The sequence below is a fragment of the Janthinobacterium sp. GW823-FHT06H09 genome, assembly GCF_058794735.1.
On record NZ_JBXAHC010000003.1, the window covers coordinates 323,284 to 336,415 of the forward strand.

Annotated in this window: 14 protein-coding genes; 5 read left to right on the plus strand and 9 right to left on the minus strand. The window is 62.5% G+C overall.

Annotated elements, in window-relative coordinates; genetic code table 11:
• Nucleotides 1-15 precede the first annotated feature (15 nt).
• Both AC1Q6X_RS06295 and AC1Q6X_RS06300 read right to left on the minus strand, forming a co-directional pair.
• On the minus strand, nt 16-825 hold the full coding sequence (locus tag AC1Q6X_RS06295; protein ID WP_492495815.1) for an oxidoreductase: 810 nt from the start codon (nt 823-825) through the stop codon (nt 16-18).
• A gap of 91 nt (nt 826-916) precedes the next feature.
• Entirely contained in the window at nt 917-1,543 is a 627-nt protein-coding gene (locus AC1Q6X_RS06300) for a TetR/AcrR family transcriptional regulator (protein ID WP_070218878.1), read from the minus strand.
• Between the two features lie 84 nt (nt 1,544-1,627).
• Between AC1Q6X_RS06300 and AC1Q6X_RS06305 the strand changes: the two genes are divergently transcribed.
• Nucleotides 1,628-1,996: a gamma-glutamylcyclotransferase family protein gene (locus tag AC1Q6X_RS06305; protein ID WP_492495816.1), complete on the plus strand. Its 369-nt coding sequence runs from the start codon at nt 1,628-1,630 to the stop codon at nt 1,994-1,996.
• Between the two features lie 79 nt (nt 1,997-2,075).
• On the opposite strand, the gene AC1Q6X_RS06310 is transcribed toward AC1Q6X_RS06305, so the two are convergent.
• The 3 genes from AC1Q6X_RS06310 to AC1Q6X_RS06320 all read right to left on the minus strand — a co-directional run bounded on the left by AC1Q6X_RS06310 (nt 2,076) and on the right by AC1Q6X_RS06320 (nt 6,029).
• Entirely contained in the window at nt 2,076-4,025 is a 1,950-nt protein-coding gene (locus AC1Q6X_RS06310) for an FTR1 family protein (protein ID WP_492495818.1), read from the minus strand.
• Nucleotides 4,026-4,185: 160 nt separating this feature from the next.
• A complete protein-coding gene (locus tag AC1Q6X_RS06315) occupies nt 4,186-4,890 on the minus strand; it encodes a hypothetical protein (RefSeq protein WP_492416676.1) in 705 nt (234 codons plus the stop codon).
• Nucleotides 4,891-4,991: 101 nt separating this feature from the next.
• Nucleotides 4,992-6,029: a zinc-dependent alcohol dehydrogenase gene (locus AC1Q6X_RS06320; RefSeq protein WP_492495820.1), complete on the minus strand. Its 1,038-nt coding sequence runs from the start codon at nt 6,027-6,029 to the stop codon at nt 4,992-4,994.
• Between the two features lie 220 nt (nt 6,030-6,249).
• Here AC1Q6X_RS06320 and arsH point away from each other — a divergent pair, with 220 nt between their 5' ends.
• Together arsH and AC1Q6X_RS06330 are read left to right on the plus strand one after the other, a co-directional pair.
• Nucleotides 6,250-6,984, plus strand: a complete 735-nt coding sequence (gene arsH, locus AC1Q6X_RS06325) for an arsenical resistance protein ArsH (RefSeq protein WP_492496061.1) — start codon at nt 6,250-6,252, stop codon at nt 6,982-6,984.
• A gap of 35 nt (nt 6,985-7,019) precedes the next feature.
• Complete coding sequence (locus AC1Q6X_RS06330) at nt 7,020-7,511, plus strand: arsinothricin resistance N-acetyltransferase ArsN1 family B (RefSeq protein WP_492495822.1); 492 nt, start codon at nt 7,020-7,022, stop codon at nt 7,509-7,511.
• A gap of 36 nt (nt 7,512-7,547) precedes the next feature.
• Here AC1Q6X_RS06330 and AC1Q6X_RS06335 read toward each other — a convergent pair whose 3' ends face one another.
• Entirely contained in the window at nt 7,548-8,540 is a 993-nt protein-coding gene (locus AC1Q6X_RS06335) for an acetoacetate decarboxylase (ADC) (RefSeq protein ID WP_492495824.1), read from the minus strand.
• Nucleotides 8,541-8,583: 43 nt separating this feature from the next.
• Entirely contained in the window at nt 8,584-9,813 is a 1,230-nt protein-coding gene (locus AC1Q6X_RS06340) for an NADH:flavin oxidoreductase/NADH oxidase family protein (protein ID WP_492495826.1), read from the minus strand.
• Between the two features lie 346 nt (nt 9,814-10,159).
• Between AC1Q6X_RS06340 and AC1Q6X_RS06345 the strand changes: the two genes are divergently transcribed.
• The gene (locus AC1Q6X_RS06345) at nt 10,160-10,837 is read left to right on the plus strand and encodes a type 1 glutamine amidotransferase domain-containing protein (RefSeq protein ID WP_492495828.1); all 678 of its coding nucleotides are present in this window, start codon (nt 10,160-10,162) and stop codon (nt 10,835-10,837) included.
• Between the two features lie 16 nt (nt 10,838-10,853).
• On the plus strand, nt 10,854-11,267 hold the full coding sequence (locus tag AC1Q6X_RS06350; RefSeq protein WP_492495830.1) for a MerR family transcriptional regulator: 414 nt from the start codon (nt 10,854-10,856) through the stop codon (nt 11,265-11,267).
• Nucleotides 11,268-11,286: 19 nt separating this feature from the next.
• Here the strand turns inward: AC1Q6X_RS06350 and AC1Q6X_RS06355 are convergent, their stop codons facing one another.
• Nucleotides 11,287-11,781: a MarR family winged helix-turn-helix transcriptional regulator gene (locus AC1Q6X_RS06355; RefSeq protein ID WP_492495832.1), complete on the minus strand. Its 495-nt coding sequence runs from the start codon at nt 11,779-11,781 to the stop codon at nt 11,287-11,289.
• Nucleotides 11,774-13,105, minus strand: a complete 1,332-nt coding sequence (locus tag AC1Q6X_RS06360) for a S41 family peptidase (protein WP_492495834.1) — start codon at nt 13,103-13,105, stop codon at nt 11,774-11,776. Before AC1Q6X_RS06360 ends, AC1Q6X_RS06355 begins: the two co-directional genes overlap by 8 nt.
• Between the last annotated feature and the right edge of the window lie 27 nt (nt 13,106-13,132).

Sequence of the window (13,132 nt, forward strand, 5' to 3'; positions counted from 1 at the left end):
AAAAAATGCTGGCGTTCAGGCCAGGCGCAGGTCCTTGCGCAAGCCGGCGTCCATCAGCGCGGCGGGCAGGAAACGGCGCATCAGGCGCAAGCGCGCCGCCAGCGGCCCGGCCGTGTAGCGCAATGTCGGCTGGCTTGCCTGGGCCGCCGCCAGGACCGTGTCGGCCACGACGCCAGGGTCGTCGGCGCCGGCCATCAGCGCTTGCAGCCGGCGCGTGACGTCCGCGCTCACTTGCCGGTAGGCGGACAGCGGCGTATCGGGCGCCAGCAGATTGGCTTCGAACGTGGTTTTCGTATAGGCCGGCTCGATGACGCTGGCGCGGATGCCCCAGCCGCGCACTTCATGGTCGAGCGATTCCGTGTAGCCCTCGATCGCGTGCTTGGTGGCCGAATACAGCGCGCCGTAGGGCATGGGCAAAAAGCCCAGGACGGAACCGATATTGAGGATGCGCCCGCCGCCCTGGGCCCGCATGTGCGGCAGCACGGCCAGGGTCATGCGCAACACGCCATAGAAATTCGTGACGAAGATGGCTTGCGCCTGCGCCATGCTGCTTTCCTCGGCGCCCGCCGGGGCCACGCCGAAACCGGCGTTATTCACCAGCAGGTCGATGCGGCCTTCGCGCCGCATCAGCTCGGCCACGGCGGCAGCGACGGACGCGTCGCTGGTGACGTCGAGCGCCAGCATCGTGTAGCCGACCGCATCGGCTTGCGCGCCGCGGCGGCTGGTGCCGTAGACCGTGTAGCCCGCTTGCGCCAGGCGTTGGGCCGTGGCCGCGCCGATGCCGGACGAGGCGCCGGTGACCAGGGCAATCTTGTTATTGTTCATGGCAGTTCCTTCAGTGGTGGATAGTGTTGAATATGATGATCGTCATATTGTTGTTTGAAAAAAAGCCCGGGACGGACCCGGGCCATGGGTGTTACGGCTGGTTTGTGTCCTGGAACTGCGCCAGGGTGGCCGCGCACAGGGCGTCCGACAGCGCCGGTTCGTCGACGGCGCGCGCCAGGATGGTGGTGCCGATCATGGCGCACACCGTCGCCATGGCTTGCGCGTGCGCTTCGGGCTGGCCCCAGTTCGGCAGCTGGCGCGCGAACAGGTCGATCATTTCCTTGATGTGGATGGTGGCGGCGCGCCGCACCTCGGGCGCCTGGCGCGGCATTTCCGAACCCAGCGCCGAGACGGGGCAGCCGACCTCGATGGCGGCGATATGTTCGGGCGACAAGTAGGCGGCCAGCATGGCCTGAAGCGCCTGGCCGGGCGGGGCGGCGGCCGCCACCCTGGCCGCCAGCGCCACCGCTTCGGCGCCCGCGCGGTCGCCCGCTTCGGCCAGCAGGGCGTCGCGCGAGGCGAAGTGCGCATAAAAGCCGCCGTGCGTCAGGCCCGCTTCCTTCATGATATCGGCCACGCCCGTGCCCGCATAGCCGCTGCGGCGGATGGCGCGCGTGGCCACCTCGACGATGCGTTCATGGGTGGCTTCCTTGCGGCTTTGCGCCGAAGGTTGCTTGTCAGATGATTTGTTGGATGAGTTCTGCATGATGGTCATCATATCGCAGTTTTCAAAACCGTGCAGGGCTTGTGCCGGCAAAAGGCGTTACGATGCATGCTATCGACATGCGACCAGGAGAAACAGATGGCAACTATGTCAACGGCAACGATGGAACACCTGTTTTCCTACGGCACCTTGCAGCAGCCCGGGGTGCAACTGGCCACCTTCGGGCGTCTGCTCGACAGCCGGCCCGACCGCTTGCCCGGCTATCGTCTGGCGCTGCTGGCCATCTCTGATGCGCAAGTGGTGGCGACCAGCGGCAAGACGCATCATCCGATCGCCTCGCGCGGCGAACCGACGGATAGCGTGCCGGGCGCCGTACTGGCCGTCTCGCTGGAGGAATTGCGGCAGGCGGATGGTTACGAGGTGGCCGACTACCGGCGCGAGCGCGTGACCCTGGCGTCGGGCCTGCAAGCCTGGGCCTACGTGGATGCGCGCCATGCCGCTCCTTGAGCGGCATGGCAACAGGTGAATGGGGAAAAAGTGCGGAAGTGCCGGCACGGGCGGCTTGCCCATGCCGGCTATTGCAAGGTCAGGCCAGCTTGCGCTTGCCTGCGGAGACGCGGTTCCAGCCATAGCCGGCGATGATGATGGCCACGATGGCCGCCTGCGCCAGCAGGGTTTCCGCCGTCGGCAGGATGCCCAGCAAGTCGATGCGCATGAAGTCGACGGGGGTGACGCCGACCCAGCCTGCTTCCTGCAGCGCGGCCACGCCTTTGCCCATCAAAATCACGGCCAGCACGGCCACGAAGGCCGACGTCCATGAGAAGAACTTGCCGATCGGCATGCGGGCGCTGGTGCGCAGCAAGGCCCAGGCGATGACGACCAGCAGCACGATGGCCACCAGGAAGCCGCCCAGCAGGGCGCCGCCGTTGCCGTCCGCCGCCAGGGCGGAATAGAACAGCACGGTTTCAAACACTTCGCGGTAGACGGCGATGAAGGCCAGGGCGAACAGGCCCCAGGCCGAGCGCCGCGTCATGGCCGCCGTGAGTTTCTCGTGCAAATATTCCTGCCAGCGCCCGGCGCTGCTCTTCTGGTGCATCCACAAGCCCACGCTGAGCAGGACCAGGGCCGCGAACACGGAACCGAGACCCTCGCTCACTTCACGGCTGGCGCCGCTGATGGTCACCAGATACGTCGCCGCCACCCACGTCAGGCCGCCCGCCACCAGGGCGCTGGCCCAGCCCGCATGCACGTAAGGCAGCACGTCGTTGCGCTTGGCCTTGCGCAGGAAGGCGATGATGCCGATGACGATCAGCAGCGCTTCCACGCCTTCGCGCAGCAGGATCGTCAGGGCGCCGACAAAAGTCGTCATCGGATCGGCCTTGGCATCGCCCAGTTCCGCTTCCACGTGGGTAAACAGTTGCTGCAGCTTGTCGCCGGCCGCCTCGGCGTCGGCCACCGTGCCCTTGGCAACGGCGGAGCGGTAGGCCAGCATGGCGTTTTCCACGGCCAGCAGCAGGGATTTGTTGCGCGCGCCGACCATCGGCTCGATCGGCTCGAAACCGTCCAGGTAGGCGGACAGGCCCAGGCGGGTGGCGGCCGCGCGGTCCCCCGCATGCATGGCGGCCAGGCTTTCTTCCAGACGCATACGCGACAGGGCCAGGCCGGCAGGCTTGTGCGCCTCGGCCTTGTCAGGATGGCTGCGCAAGTATGCCGTCAAGGCTTGCGCCTCGTCCGCGCCCAGCTTGGCGGCCACGGCTTCCTGCGTCAAGGTCGTCACGGCGGCCAGGTCCGCGTACAGTTTTTTGCTGCGCGGATCGTCCTGCCACAGTTTTTCGCCGCGCGCGCTTGCCGCCGCATCGTGCGACATGCCGCCGATATAGAAGGCCAGGTCCCAGCGCTCGTTTTCGGACAGCTGGCCGAAACTGGCCATCGAGGTGCCCGCCACGCCCTGCGAAATGACCTGGTACAGGGCCATCAGGCTGCGCGACTGGGCCCGTTCGCCATCCGTGAAGGCGATCGGTTTCGGCTCCAGGCTGGCCGCCAGCGGACCATCGCCGCCGCCGGCCACGCCGTGGCAAGAGGCGCACTGGGCCGCATACAGGGCCGCGCCGCGCGCCAGGTTCGGCAGCACTTTCGGCGCCACGGGGATCGGGTAGGCGGCAATCAGCAAGCCGTTCGCGTGGTGCGCCAGGCGCTTGACTTCCACGCCATCGGCCTTGGCCACGACGGCTTTGCGCAGGTCGGCGATGGCGGCGGCGATGGCCGCCTGTGACGCGTGGGCGGGCAGGGCGGCGATCTGCGTCGTCGCGTTGTCGGTAAAGTCGAGCATTTCCGCGTATTCCGCCTCGCTGACCACCTTGCCGTGCTCGACGGCGCCGCTGTAATCGACGGCAACGTAGTCAATCAATTGCCACAATTGCTTGGCGCCGGCGCCAGGATCTGCCGCCTGCGCCTGCGCGCCTCCGGCCAGTAACAGGCTGAGGCTGGCAGCCACGAGCGGATAGCAGACCAGCCATTTCTTGATAGAACTGAACATGATTCTCATTCTCATTTGTCGTTAACCCGGCGACTATAGGACAGACGGTGCAGGGTGTCAACGGCGCACGGGCGTGCGCGGGCGTAAAACAGCGCTGCCCTGGCCGATATTGCCGGCCAGTTGCCGCGTGTTTGCGCAATGGAATGAGGTAAATTGAGGGCTACTGCTTCGATGCCGGTTTGGCGTACAAGCCCCTGGACAGGCCATTGTCCGCATCGTCGACTTTCAGACCGCCATCGACGACGCGCAAGGCCAGCTTCTGGAATGCCTGGCCCCGCAGCCACTGCGCGTCGGTGACGGCGAACGCGGCGATGCGTTCCTGCGCGCGCGCCGCCGGCACGGCCAGCCATTGATAGTCGGCTGTTGAACCCTGGCGGCGCAAGCCGGCGCGCACCCAGCGTTCCGACGCCGGCATGCGGACGATGGCGTCGCCGTTCGCCACGCTCACCGCCGTGGCCGTCTTGCCGCTTTGCGCCTCGAATTTTACCTCCACGCCGGCCATCGGCCCCACTTTGGGGAAGCCGACGATGGCCACCCACAGGCCCGCTTCGGCAGGTTTCTGGATGCGCATTTCCGCTTCCTCGAACACGCGGAACTGCGGCTCCTTGCCGCCGTTGCCCGTCACCAGGGTCACCGTGTCGCCGGCAACGCGCCATTCGCCGCTGGCTTGCTGGTCGGTATTGCCGTAGCTGAGCACCCATTCGAAGGTGCCGTCCTTTTTCAGCAGCAGCTCGGAACCCGTTTCCATCACGCCTTGCAGGTAATAATGTCCGGGCAGCGCGGATGGAGCCTGCTCGGCCGCGCCGGCGGCAAGCGGCCAGGCGAGGGCGGCGCAGGCCAGCAGGCTGGAAAGGGTTTTTTTCATCGCGGTGTCCTTGTTGTGTCTTTTATGAAATGCCATGATAACAACGGCAATTGCTTGCCGTCGCACCATAGGACACAGCGGCCGCGCGGCGGGAGTCGCGCTCAGCTGCTGCTGAAATCGAGCACCACGCGCGAGGCGACCTTGCCATGTTCCAGGCGGCTGAAGACTTCGTTGATGGCCGACAGCGGCTGCAATTCGATGCCGGCCGTGACCTTGCCCGTGGCGGCAAAGCCAAGCGCCTCGGCCATGTCCTGGCGCGTGCCCACGAAAGAGCCGCGTATCGTTACGCAGTTGGCGACGACGTCGAACAGCGGCGTCGGGAAGTCGCCAGGCGGCAAGCCCACCAATACGCAGGTGCCGCGCTTGCGCGTCATCGCCACGCCTTGCTGGAAGGCATCGATCGACGGCGCCGTGATGAGTACGCCGTGGGCGCCGCCGCCCGTCGCTTCGCGCAAGGCCGCCACGGGGTCGCCCTGGCGCGCATTGATCGTCACTTCGGCGCCGAGGGCGCGCGCGTGCTCGAGCTTGCCTTCATCGATGTCGACGGCCGCCACGCGCAAGCCCATCGCCACCGCATATTCGATGGCCAGGTGGCCCAGTCCGCCGATGCCGGATACGGCCAGCCACTGGCCCGGCCGCGCGCCCGTTTCCTTGATGCCCTTGTAGCTCGTTACGCCGGCGCAGATGATGGGCGCCGCCTGCACGGCAGAAAGACCGGCCGGAATATGCGCGACGTAGCGCGGGTCGGCCAGGATGTATTCGGCGAAGCCGCCGTTCTTCGTGTAACCGCCGAACTGCGCCTCGGCGCACACGGTTTCCCAGGCTGCCAGGCAATGTTCGCAATGGCCGCAAGCGGAATAGAGCCAGGGCACGCCGACCCGGTCGCCCAGCCGCACCTCGGTCACGCCCGTGCCCAACTCCACCACCACACCGATGCCTTCGTGGCCGGGAATGAATGGCGGCGTCGGCTTGACGGGCCAGTCGCCGCGCGCAGCATGCAAGTCCGTGTGGCAGACGCCGCATGCTTCCGTCTTGACGAGGATCTGGCCGGGACCGGGCACAGGCACGGGTACGTCGCGCAGCACCAGCGGCTGGCCCAGTTGCTCGACAACGGCGGCTTTCATGGTAGTGGGGATCATGGTATTCCTTATGAAGTGGGTACGTGTAGTGCAGGGTGCAGGCCGAACCATCGTCGCTTGAATAGCGGCTTGCGCATGATCATATTCTGCTGCACACGATTCAAAAATTGATTGATCTACATCAACATATGCCGGGAGGGAGGGCAGGTGCTTCAGGAACAAAACAGGTTTACATTAATTCCATAATTCGACTATCATGGAATTATTGAATAAGGAAACCATCATGCATGACTTGCCCAACATCAGCGCAGCCCACCTCGATACGCCGACCCTCGATAAACTGGCGCCGCCGGCGGTGGCCACACATCCGCCCCGCATCCTGCTGCTGTACGGTTCGCTGCGTGAACGTTCATTCAGCCGCTTGCTGACCCTGGAGGCGGAGCGGCTTCTCCAGCATTTCGGCGCCGAGACACGGGTTTTCGACCCGCATGGCTTGCCCATGGTCGACAGCGTCAGCCCCGACCATCCCAAGGTGCAGGAATTGCGCGCCTTGTCGCTGTGGTCGGAAGGCCAGGTCTGGTGCAGCCCGGAACGCCATGGCGCCGTGACGGGCGTGTTCAAGTCGCAGATCGACTGGCTGCCGCTGGAAATGGGCAGCGTGCGTCCCACGCAAGGGCGCACCCTGGCGGTGATGCAAGTGTCGGGCGGCTCGCAATCGTTCAATGCCGTCAACGGCTTGCGCGTGCTGGGCCGCTGGATGCGCATGGTGACGATCCCGAACCAGTCGTCCGTCGCCAAGGCCTACCAGGAGTTCGACGACAACGACCGCATGAAACCGTCGCCGTACTACGACCGCCTGGTCGACGTCATGGAAGAATTGTATAAATTCACCCTGATCGTGCGCGACCGCTCGGATTACCTGACCAGCCGCTACAGCGAGCGCAAGGAATCCATGCCGCTCGATGCGCGCGCCCTTGTCGCGGCGGCCATGGAACACGAGACGCCGGGCAAATAAACTGTCTTTGCCACCCTTCGACCAGGATTGCCCTGATGATACGTCTTGCCACCACCGCCGACGCCGCCGCGATCATAGAAATCTACAACCATTACGTCAGCAACTCCACCATCACCTTCGAAGAACGGGTGGTGGACACCGACGAAATGGCCCAGCGTATCGCCTCTGTGGGGGCACAGTTGCCATGGTATGTCTTCGAGCGCGACGGCAGGATACTCGGCTACGCCTACGCGACGCCTTGGCGCGCCCGCAGCGCCTATCGTTTTTCCGTCGAATCGACGGTGTACCTAGCGCACGAATGCGTGGGGCAGGGCATCGGCCGGCAGCTGTACAGCGCGCTCATCGAGGACTTGCGCCGGCGACAACTGCAGGTGGTCATCGGCGGCATCGCACAGCCCAACGACGCCAGCGTCGCCTTGCATGAGCGCCTGGGATTCGAGAAGGCGGCCATGTTCAAGCGGGTCGGCCGTAAATTCGACCGGTGGATCGACGTGGGGTATTGGGAATTGCAGCTACAGGAGGAGTAAGCGTCCCGTTGCTGCCCGCCTGGCGCCATTTCAAAATCATTTTTCGGCACCGAGCTCTGTTAATGGTTTCGGCGCATACAGCGCATTTTGAAATTCCGGCACATATTCATATTTCATCATCTTCCCCAGCTTCAATGACTTGAGATAGCTGGAGAAGCTGCCGTCGCCCAGTGCCAGGTCGAGCGCTTCCGCGCTCGTGCTCGTTGCAGGGCTGAGCTGGCGCGAAACGGCAAAGCCATAAGTGAGCTGGCCGGCGCCATCCTGATTGGTGAAGCTGTTCGTCACCAGCTCGGCCTGGTGCGACAGACCGTCCAGTTTTTTCCCCGCGAAGACAAAATCGAGCTTGCCCGTTGCGCTATCCATGACTTCAAAGGAGACGGCGGCGTCCGTTTCCTTGCGCTCGATGCCGGTCAGCCACTTGGGCAGGTTGTAGCCTACGACACCGCGCACCCTGGCCAGTTCCGTGTTCACGGGCAGCTTGAGCACATAACCCCAGAAATCCTTCGACAGCGATTGCCCCAGCAAGGTGAAAGGGCCGAAACTGGACGTGCCGGGCTTGTTCGTCACGATCGCCAGGGAAATTTCATTGTAGCTGTCGTTGTCGCAGTATTCATAGGCGTAGGCCGTCAACGCCACCGCGCCCCGGCCCGGCCACACTTGCAATGGCTGCACCTGCTTCAGTATGTCTTCCGGCATCAGTTCCTTCAGCCTTGCCAGGTCGGCCGTAAAGACGGCCGTGATTTTGCTGTTTTTATAATAGAAATTCGGTGAATACGAGTCAAAGCCGATGGCGACTTTTTCTTTTTTGATTCCCTTGAACCAGCTCAGGTCGAGCTCCGGCGCTTCCGCCGCGATCACCGATAGAGGCGGGTTCGAGCGATAGCGGTCATACAGGCCACCGGCCGCCACCGGCACGTCATGGCCGGCGATATTGATGATGACTGGCTTGTTTTCAACAGGATTGTCAGCCCACGACGGGGCTGCGGCGGCACTCCATATCAATGCGGATACCGCCGCGGCAATTTTCATGTTCATTGCTTGCACCTTTTATGTTGGATTTAAAGAAATCAATTCACACGCCGCTATTCATGCGGCGGCGATACTGCCGGTTCCTGATGGCGGTTTCCCATTGCTGCATCGCCAGCGCCAGGGCGGGCGCCACATTGGGCTTCGTTGACTTGCCCTGGCTCAGGCGCCGCAGCTGATACTTCACCATCGCCATGTAGCCGATCGACGACAGCACCTTGTTTTTCCAAGTAATGGCCCTGAGCAAGGGGCTGGCCGATTGATCGGCACGCCATGCTTTCGGCAAGTGCGGGTCGATGGCCAGCGCCGTTCCCATGCCCGCCATGGCGATGCCGCTGCCCAGCACTTGCTCGACCACCGGGTAGCGGCGTATGCCGCCCGTCACCATGATGGGCATCGTGGCCACGGTGGCGATGTCCTTGGCAAACTCCAGGAAATACGCTTCGCGGGCCAAGGTGCGGCCGTCGCGGGTCTGGCCATGCATGGCAGGGGCTTCGTAACTGCCGCCGGACAATTCGATCAGGTCCACGCCCAGGCTGTTGAGCATGGAAACCACTTGCCTGGCGTCCTCCGAGCTGAAGCCGCCTTTCTGGAAATCCGCCGAGTTGAGCTTCACGGCGACGGCAAAGCCTTTGCCCACGGCTTGCCGCACCCCGTTGACGACGTCCACCAGCAGCCGCGCCCGGTTCTCGAGCGAGCCGCCCCAGCGGTCCGTGCGTTTATTTGTAATAGGGGAGAGGAACTGGCTGAGCAGGTAGCCGTGCGCCGCATGGATTTGCACGCCCGTAAAGCCGAACTGTTCCGCCAGCTTGGCGCTGTTGACGAAGCGCTGCTTCACGTCGGCAATGTCGGCTTCCGTCATTGCCCGCGGCGCGGAAAATTGCTTCGAGAAGTTGCCCATATCCATGGCCACGGCCGATGGCGCGATGGTTTCCTGTCCCATGGCGGCCGGCATCTGGCGTCCGGGATGGTTAATCTGCATCCAGATCTGCGCCCCGCGTGAACGGGCAGTGCGCGACCATTGCTCGAAGCGGGCGCCAAATTGCGCAGAATCGAGTACCACGCCGCCCGGTCCCGTCATGGCGCGGCGGTCAATCATCACATTTCCCGTGATCATCAGGCCAACGCCACCGTCGGCCCATGACTGGTAAAGGCGGATCAGCTCCTGTGAGGGCGCGTGATCGTTGTCAGCCATGTTCTCTTCCATGGCGGCTTTGGCGAGGCGGTTCGGAATGACGCTTCCATTGGGCAGCGTCAGTGGGGTAAAAGGCTTCATGCTTATCTCCAGGGTTGCGATGACCTCACGATAAGCTTTAAGCTAACTTGAAGGTCAAGCTCTAAAACGCACTTTTTTTGCCTGTGTACCGTTCGCAACACGGGCTGGAAGAAACGCAGCAGCCTGAGACAACAAAATCCTGTCACCGCCCATCTGCCGCTTGACATTCAAGTTGGCTTTAAGCTTATAGTGGATCACATGGCGCAGGCCACTCAACCATCAGGAGGACGATCCCATGTCAGTTTTCAAGCAGCTTTTCCTCGCGCTCATGCCCATGCTGTTCATGCAGATCGTTGCTGCGGAACCGGCGGCGCCAAAACGGGAACCAGGTACGGTACTCGTGGTCATGACCAATCATTCCCAGTATCCGAGCAGAAACGACCATACCGGGCTCTGGCTCACGGAACTGACGCACGTGTATGACGCGCTGAAGGACGCCGGCTTTGGCGTCGACTTCGTCAGCCCGAACGGCGGCGCCGTGCCGCTCGATGAGCGCAGCCTGGGATGGCTGTATATGGATGCCGCCGCAAAAAGCCACTTGAAAGATCCCGCTTTCATGGCGGCTTTGGCGTCGACACGAGCGGCGGCCGACATCGATCCTGCTGGCTACCGGGCTATTTTCTACACGGGCGGCCATGGCACGATGTGGGATTTCAAGGGCAACCAGGACCTCAAGCGCATTGCCGAGGCGATCTACCGCAACGGCGGCATCGTTTCCTCCGTCTGCCATGGCGCCGCCGGCTTGCTCGACCTGCAGGACGACAACGGCAAGCCGCTGATACAAGGGCGCCGCGTGACGGGCTTTTCGAATACGGAGGAATCGCTGGCCGGCATCAAGGATCAGGTACCCTACCTGCTGCAAAGCGAGCTCGAGGGAAGGGGAGCGCTGTATGACAAGGGTTTTCTACCGTTTGGCAGCTTCGTCATGACCGATGGCCGCCTCGTCACGGGCCAGAACCCCGGATCGAGCAAGGAAGTGGCGCAAGCTCTGCTCGCGGCCCTGCGGAATAACACACCACAATAAGGGAGCAGGAAAAAAGATGAAAATCGGCGAACTGGCCAAGCGCAGCGGCCTGGCGGCGTCCACGATACGCTTCTATGAAGCCAAGGGCTTGCTGAAAGCCGTGGACCGGCAATCGAACGGCTACCGCGACTATCCGCTGGAAGCGGTGGCGGTACTGTCCATCATCACCGACGCCCAGCAGGCGGGCTTTTCCCTGGACGAAATCAGGCAGGTCTTGCCGGAGGATATTTCATCATGGAAACATGATGAGCTGATGGTGGCGCTTAAGAAGAAGATCGCCGATATCGAGTCTCTGGAAGTGCGGCTGGCGCAGAACAAGGCCCATCTTTTGTCGCTGATTCAGCTGATCGAGGCAAAACCCGATGAGCTGGACTGCAAGGATAATACAGCCAGGATCATGGAAAGCATGGGGATAGTCAGCAAAAAATGAAGACAAAACTGCTTGTGCGTCAGGTCAAACGCGCCGGGGAATGGATGCGCTTGTCCAGCGGCTTCTCGTTGAGCGCATCGGCGGCCCGGTCCACGAATTGCCTGACGTCCCCCACCTCGGCAAACAGGCCGGCATAGGCCGCCCGGATCAGCACCGTGCACTGCTCGAATTTCGCGAGCTGCGACAAGCCTTCCTCCGTGGGCTCCAATAGTCGTCGCCGGGCATCATTGTCATCGTTCCGATACCGTACGAGGCCTAGGCGGAGCAGCTTTGGTATCTTTTGCATGACCAGCTGGTGCGAATGTCCGAGTTCGCGCGCCAGATCCGCAGCGGAGGCCGTGCCGAGCGTTGCCAGGACAGTCATCAGCGAACACGAACGAACCGGGATGACGATCCCCATCGTATCGAAGACAGTCTTGGATTGCTCGGCGATCAAGACGCTCAGCCGTTCGACAGCGCGGCCGAGAAACACGGCGTCATCGATCGGGGCCGGTTGATGGGTTTTTTTAGTCAAGGCGCTTGTACCTCTGGATGCTGCCATCCTTGTTCACGCGTTCCAGCTCCGTCACTTTCCCGCGCAAGGTAGTCAGGCGGTATCGAAAATCCGACACGCCTTCCACCGCAAACAGGTTGGGACCGATCGGCTCAAGCGCGACCCGGAACCGTTCGCGCCAGAGATAGTAAAGCGTGCCATTGTCCAGGATGATCTGGCGGCCTTCGTATTTTCCGGCGGCTTTCGCCAACATCGCGGCATCGACGTGCGGGCGCTCGATCGCTGCCGTCAGGCTCGGGAGCAGCCAGGCAAGTTCGGTTCGCCTGGCGTCATCGGTCTTGGCCAGATGTTCAAGCGCCAGCTTGTGCGCCAGAGGAAGGGCGCGAATAGAGGGGCTAGGGATATCAGGTTGCACGCCGACACCTTCAAAATCGCCATGGTCCACGGGGTCCTGGATCTGGCCGATCGGCACTTGCACGAAAAAATCGTCGTTGAGCGGCTTGCGCGCAACCGGATGCGCACCGCCAGCGGTCCGCTCCCCGATCAGCGTTGCCCGCCCGAGCTTCTTCATCGCATAGGAAAACCATTCTGCTGAGGAAAACGACGTTGAGCCGGTCAGGATATAGACGGGCTTGTCCACCATGCGCTTGCCCGGCAGGCCCGGCAGCACCCATTGTCCGCGCTGGATACGCTTGCCATCCTCATTGTAATAGTAGTCGAAGAGCAGCTGGTCTTTCTCGCTGGAGAAGAAATAGCTGGCCAGGAATTGCGCCATTTCCAGATGTCCGCCATTGTTATAGCGCAAATCGATGATGACGGCATCCGTATTGCCGACGAAGCGCATAACGGACGCGGCCGTATCATAGGCAAGCTCGGGATCGGCAAAATAGCTGAACCGTATATAACCGATATTGCCCTTCAGGCGAGCGACCTCGTCGAAACCGAAATTGCTCTCTTCCAGCCTGCTCAATTCTTCTTTTCGTACCTTGGCCTTGAGCGCCGGGTTGGCCTTCGCCTTGACTTCCGCGATCCATTTTGCGTCGGCACCCACGAAGAAATGCAGGTCGCCGCTGACTTTGATGAGATCGTCGGTCAGCTTGCCCGCAAACTCTGCCTTCGTCGCCGCCGAGTCATAATCTCCCTTTTTCAGACGCTCCTGAAGCACCGGCGCAATTTTTCGCGCGATGTCCGGAAACGCATAGTTCGTATTCAAGGTACTGTCGAGGGAGGCGATGATCGCGCCTTTTTCGTCTCGCGAGATGCCCGGCACCTCGGCAAAAGCGCCCGATGCGCAAATGACGGACAGCGCCGACAGCGCTTGAAGCAGACATGAGTGATAGCGCATTCTGATGTTTCTCCCCGATGAGACTCA

Excerpts from the sequence above, each read along its gene's own strand:
- AC1Q6X_RS06295 (WP_492495815.1), bottom strand. The coding sequence starts at position 825 with ATGAACAATAACAAGATTGCCCTGGTCACCGGCGCCTCGTCCGGCATC.
- AC1Q6X_RS06300 (WP_070218878.1), bottom strand. The coding sequence starts at position 1,543 with ATGATGACCATCATGCAGAACTCATCCAACAAATCATCTGACAAGCAA.
- AC1Q6X_RS06305 (WP_492495816.1), top strand. The coding sequence starts at position 1,628 with ATGGCAACTATGTCAACGGCAACGATGGAACACCTGTTTTCCTACGGC.
- AC1Q6X_RS06310 (WP_492495818.1), bottom strand. The coding sequence starts at position 4,025 with ATGTTCAGTTCTATCAAGAAATGGCTGGTCTGCTATCCGCTCGTGGCT.
- AC1Q6X_RS06315 (WP_492416676.1), bottom strand. The coding sequence starts at position 4,890 with ATGAAAAAAACCCTTTCCAGCCTGCTGGCCTGCGCCGCCCTCGCCTGG.
- AC1Q6X_RS06320 (WP_492495820.1), bottom strand. The coding sequence starts at position 6,029 with ATGATCCCCACTACCATGAAAGCCGCCGTTGTCGAGCAACTGGGCCAG.
- AC1Q6X_RS06330 (WP_492495822.1), top strand. The coding sequence starts at position 7,020 with ATGATACGTCTTGCCACCACCGCCGACGCCGCCGCGATCATAGAAATC.
- AC1Q6X_RS06335 (WP_492495824.1), bottom strand. The coding sequence starts at position 8,540 with ATGAAAATTGCCGCGGCGGTATCCGCATTGATATGGAGTGCCGCCGCA.
- AC1Q6X_RS06340 (WP_492495826.1), bottom strand. The coding sequence starts at position 9,813 with ATGAAGCCTTTTACCCCACTGACGCTGCCCAATGGAAGCGTCATTCCG.
- AC1Q6X_RS06345 (WP_492495828.1), top strand. The coding sequence starts at position 10,160 with ATGACCAATCATTCCCAGTATCCGAGCAGAAACGACCATACCGGGCTC.
- AC1Q6X_RS06350 (WP_492495830.1), top strand. The coding sequence starts at position 10,854 with ATGAAAATCGGCGAACTGGCCAAGCGCAGCGGCCTGGCGGCGTCCACG.
- AC1Q6X_RS06360 (WP_492495834.1), bottom strand. The coding sequence starts at position 13,105 with ATGCGCTATCACTCATGTCTGCTTCAAGCGCTGTCGGCGCTGTCCGTC.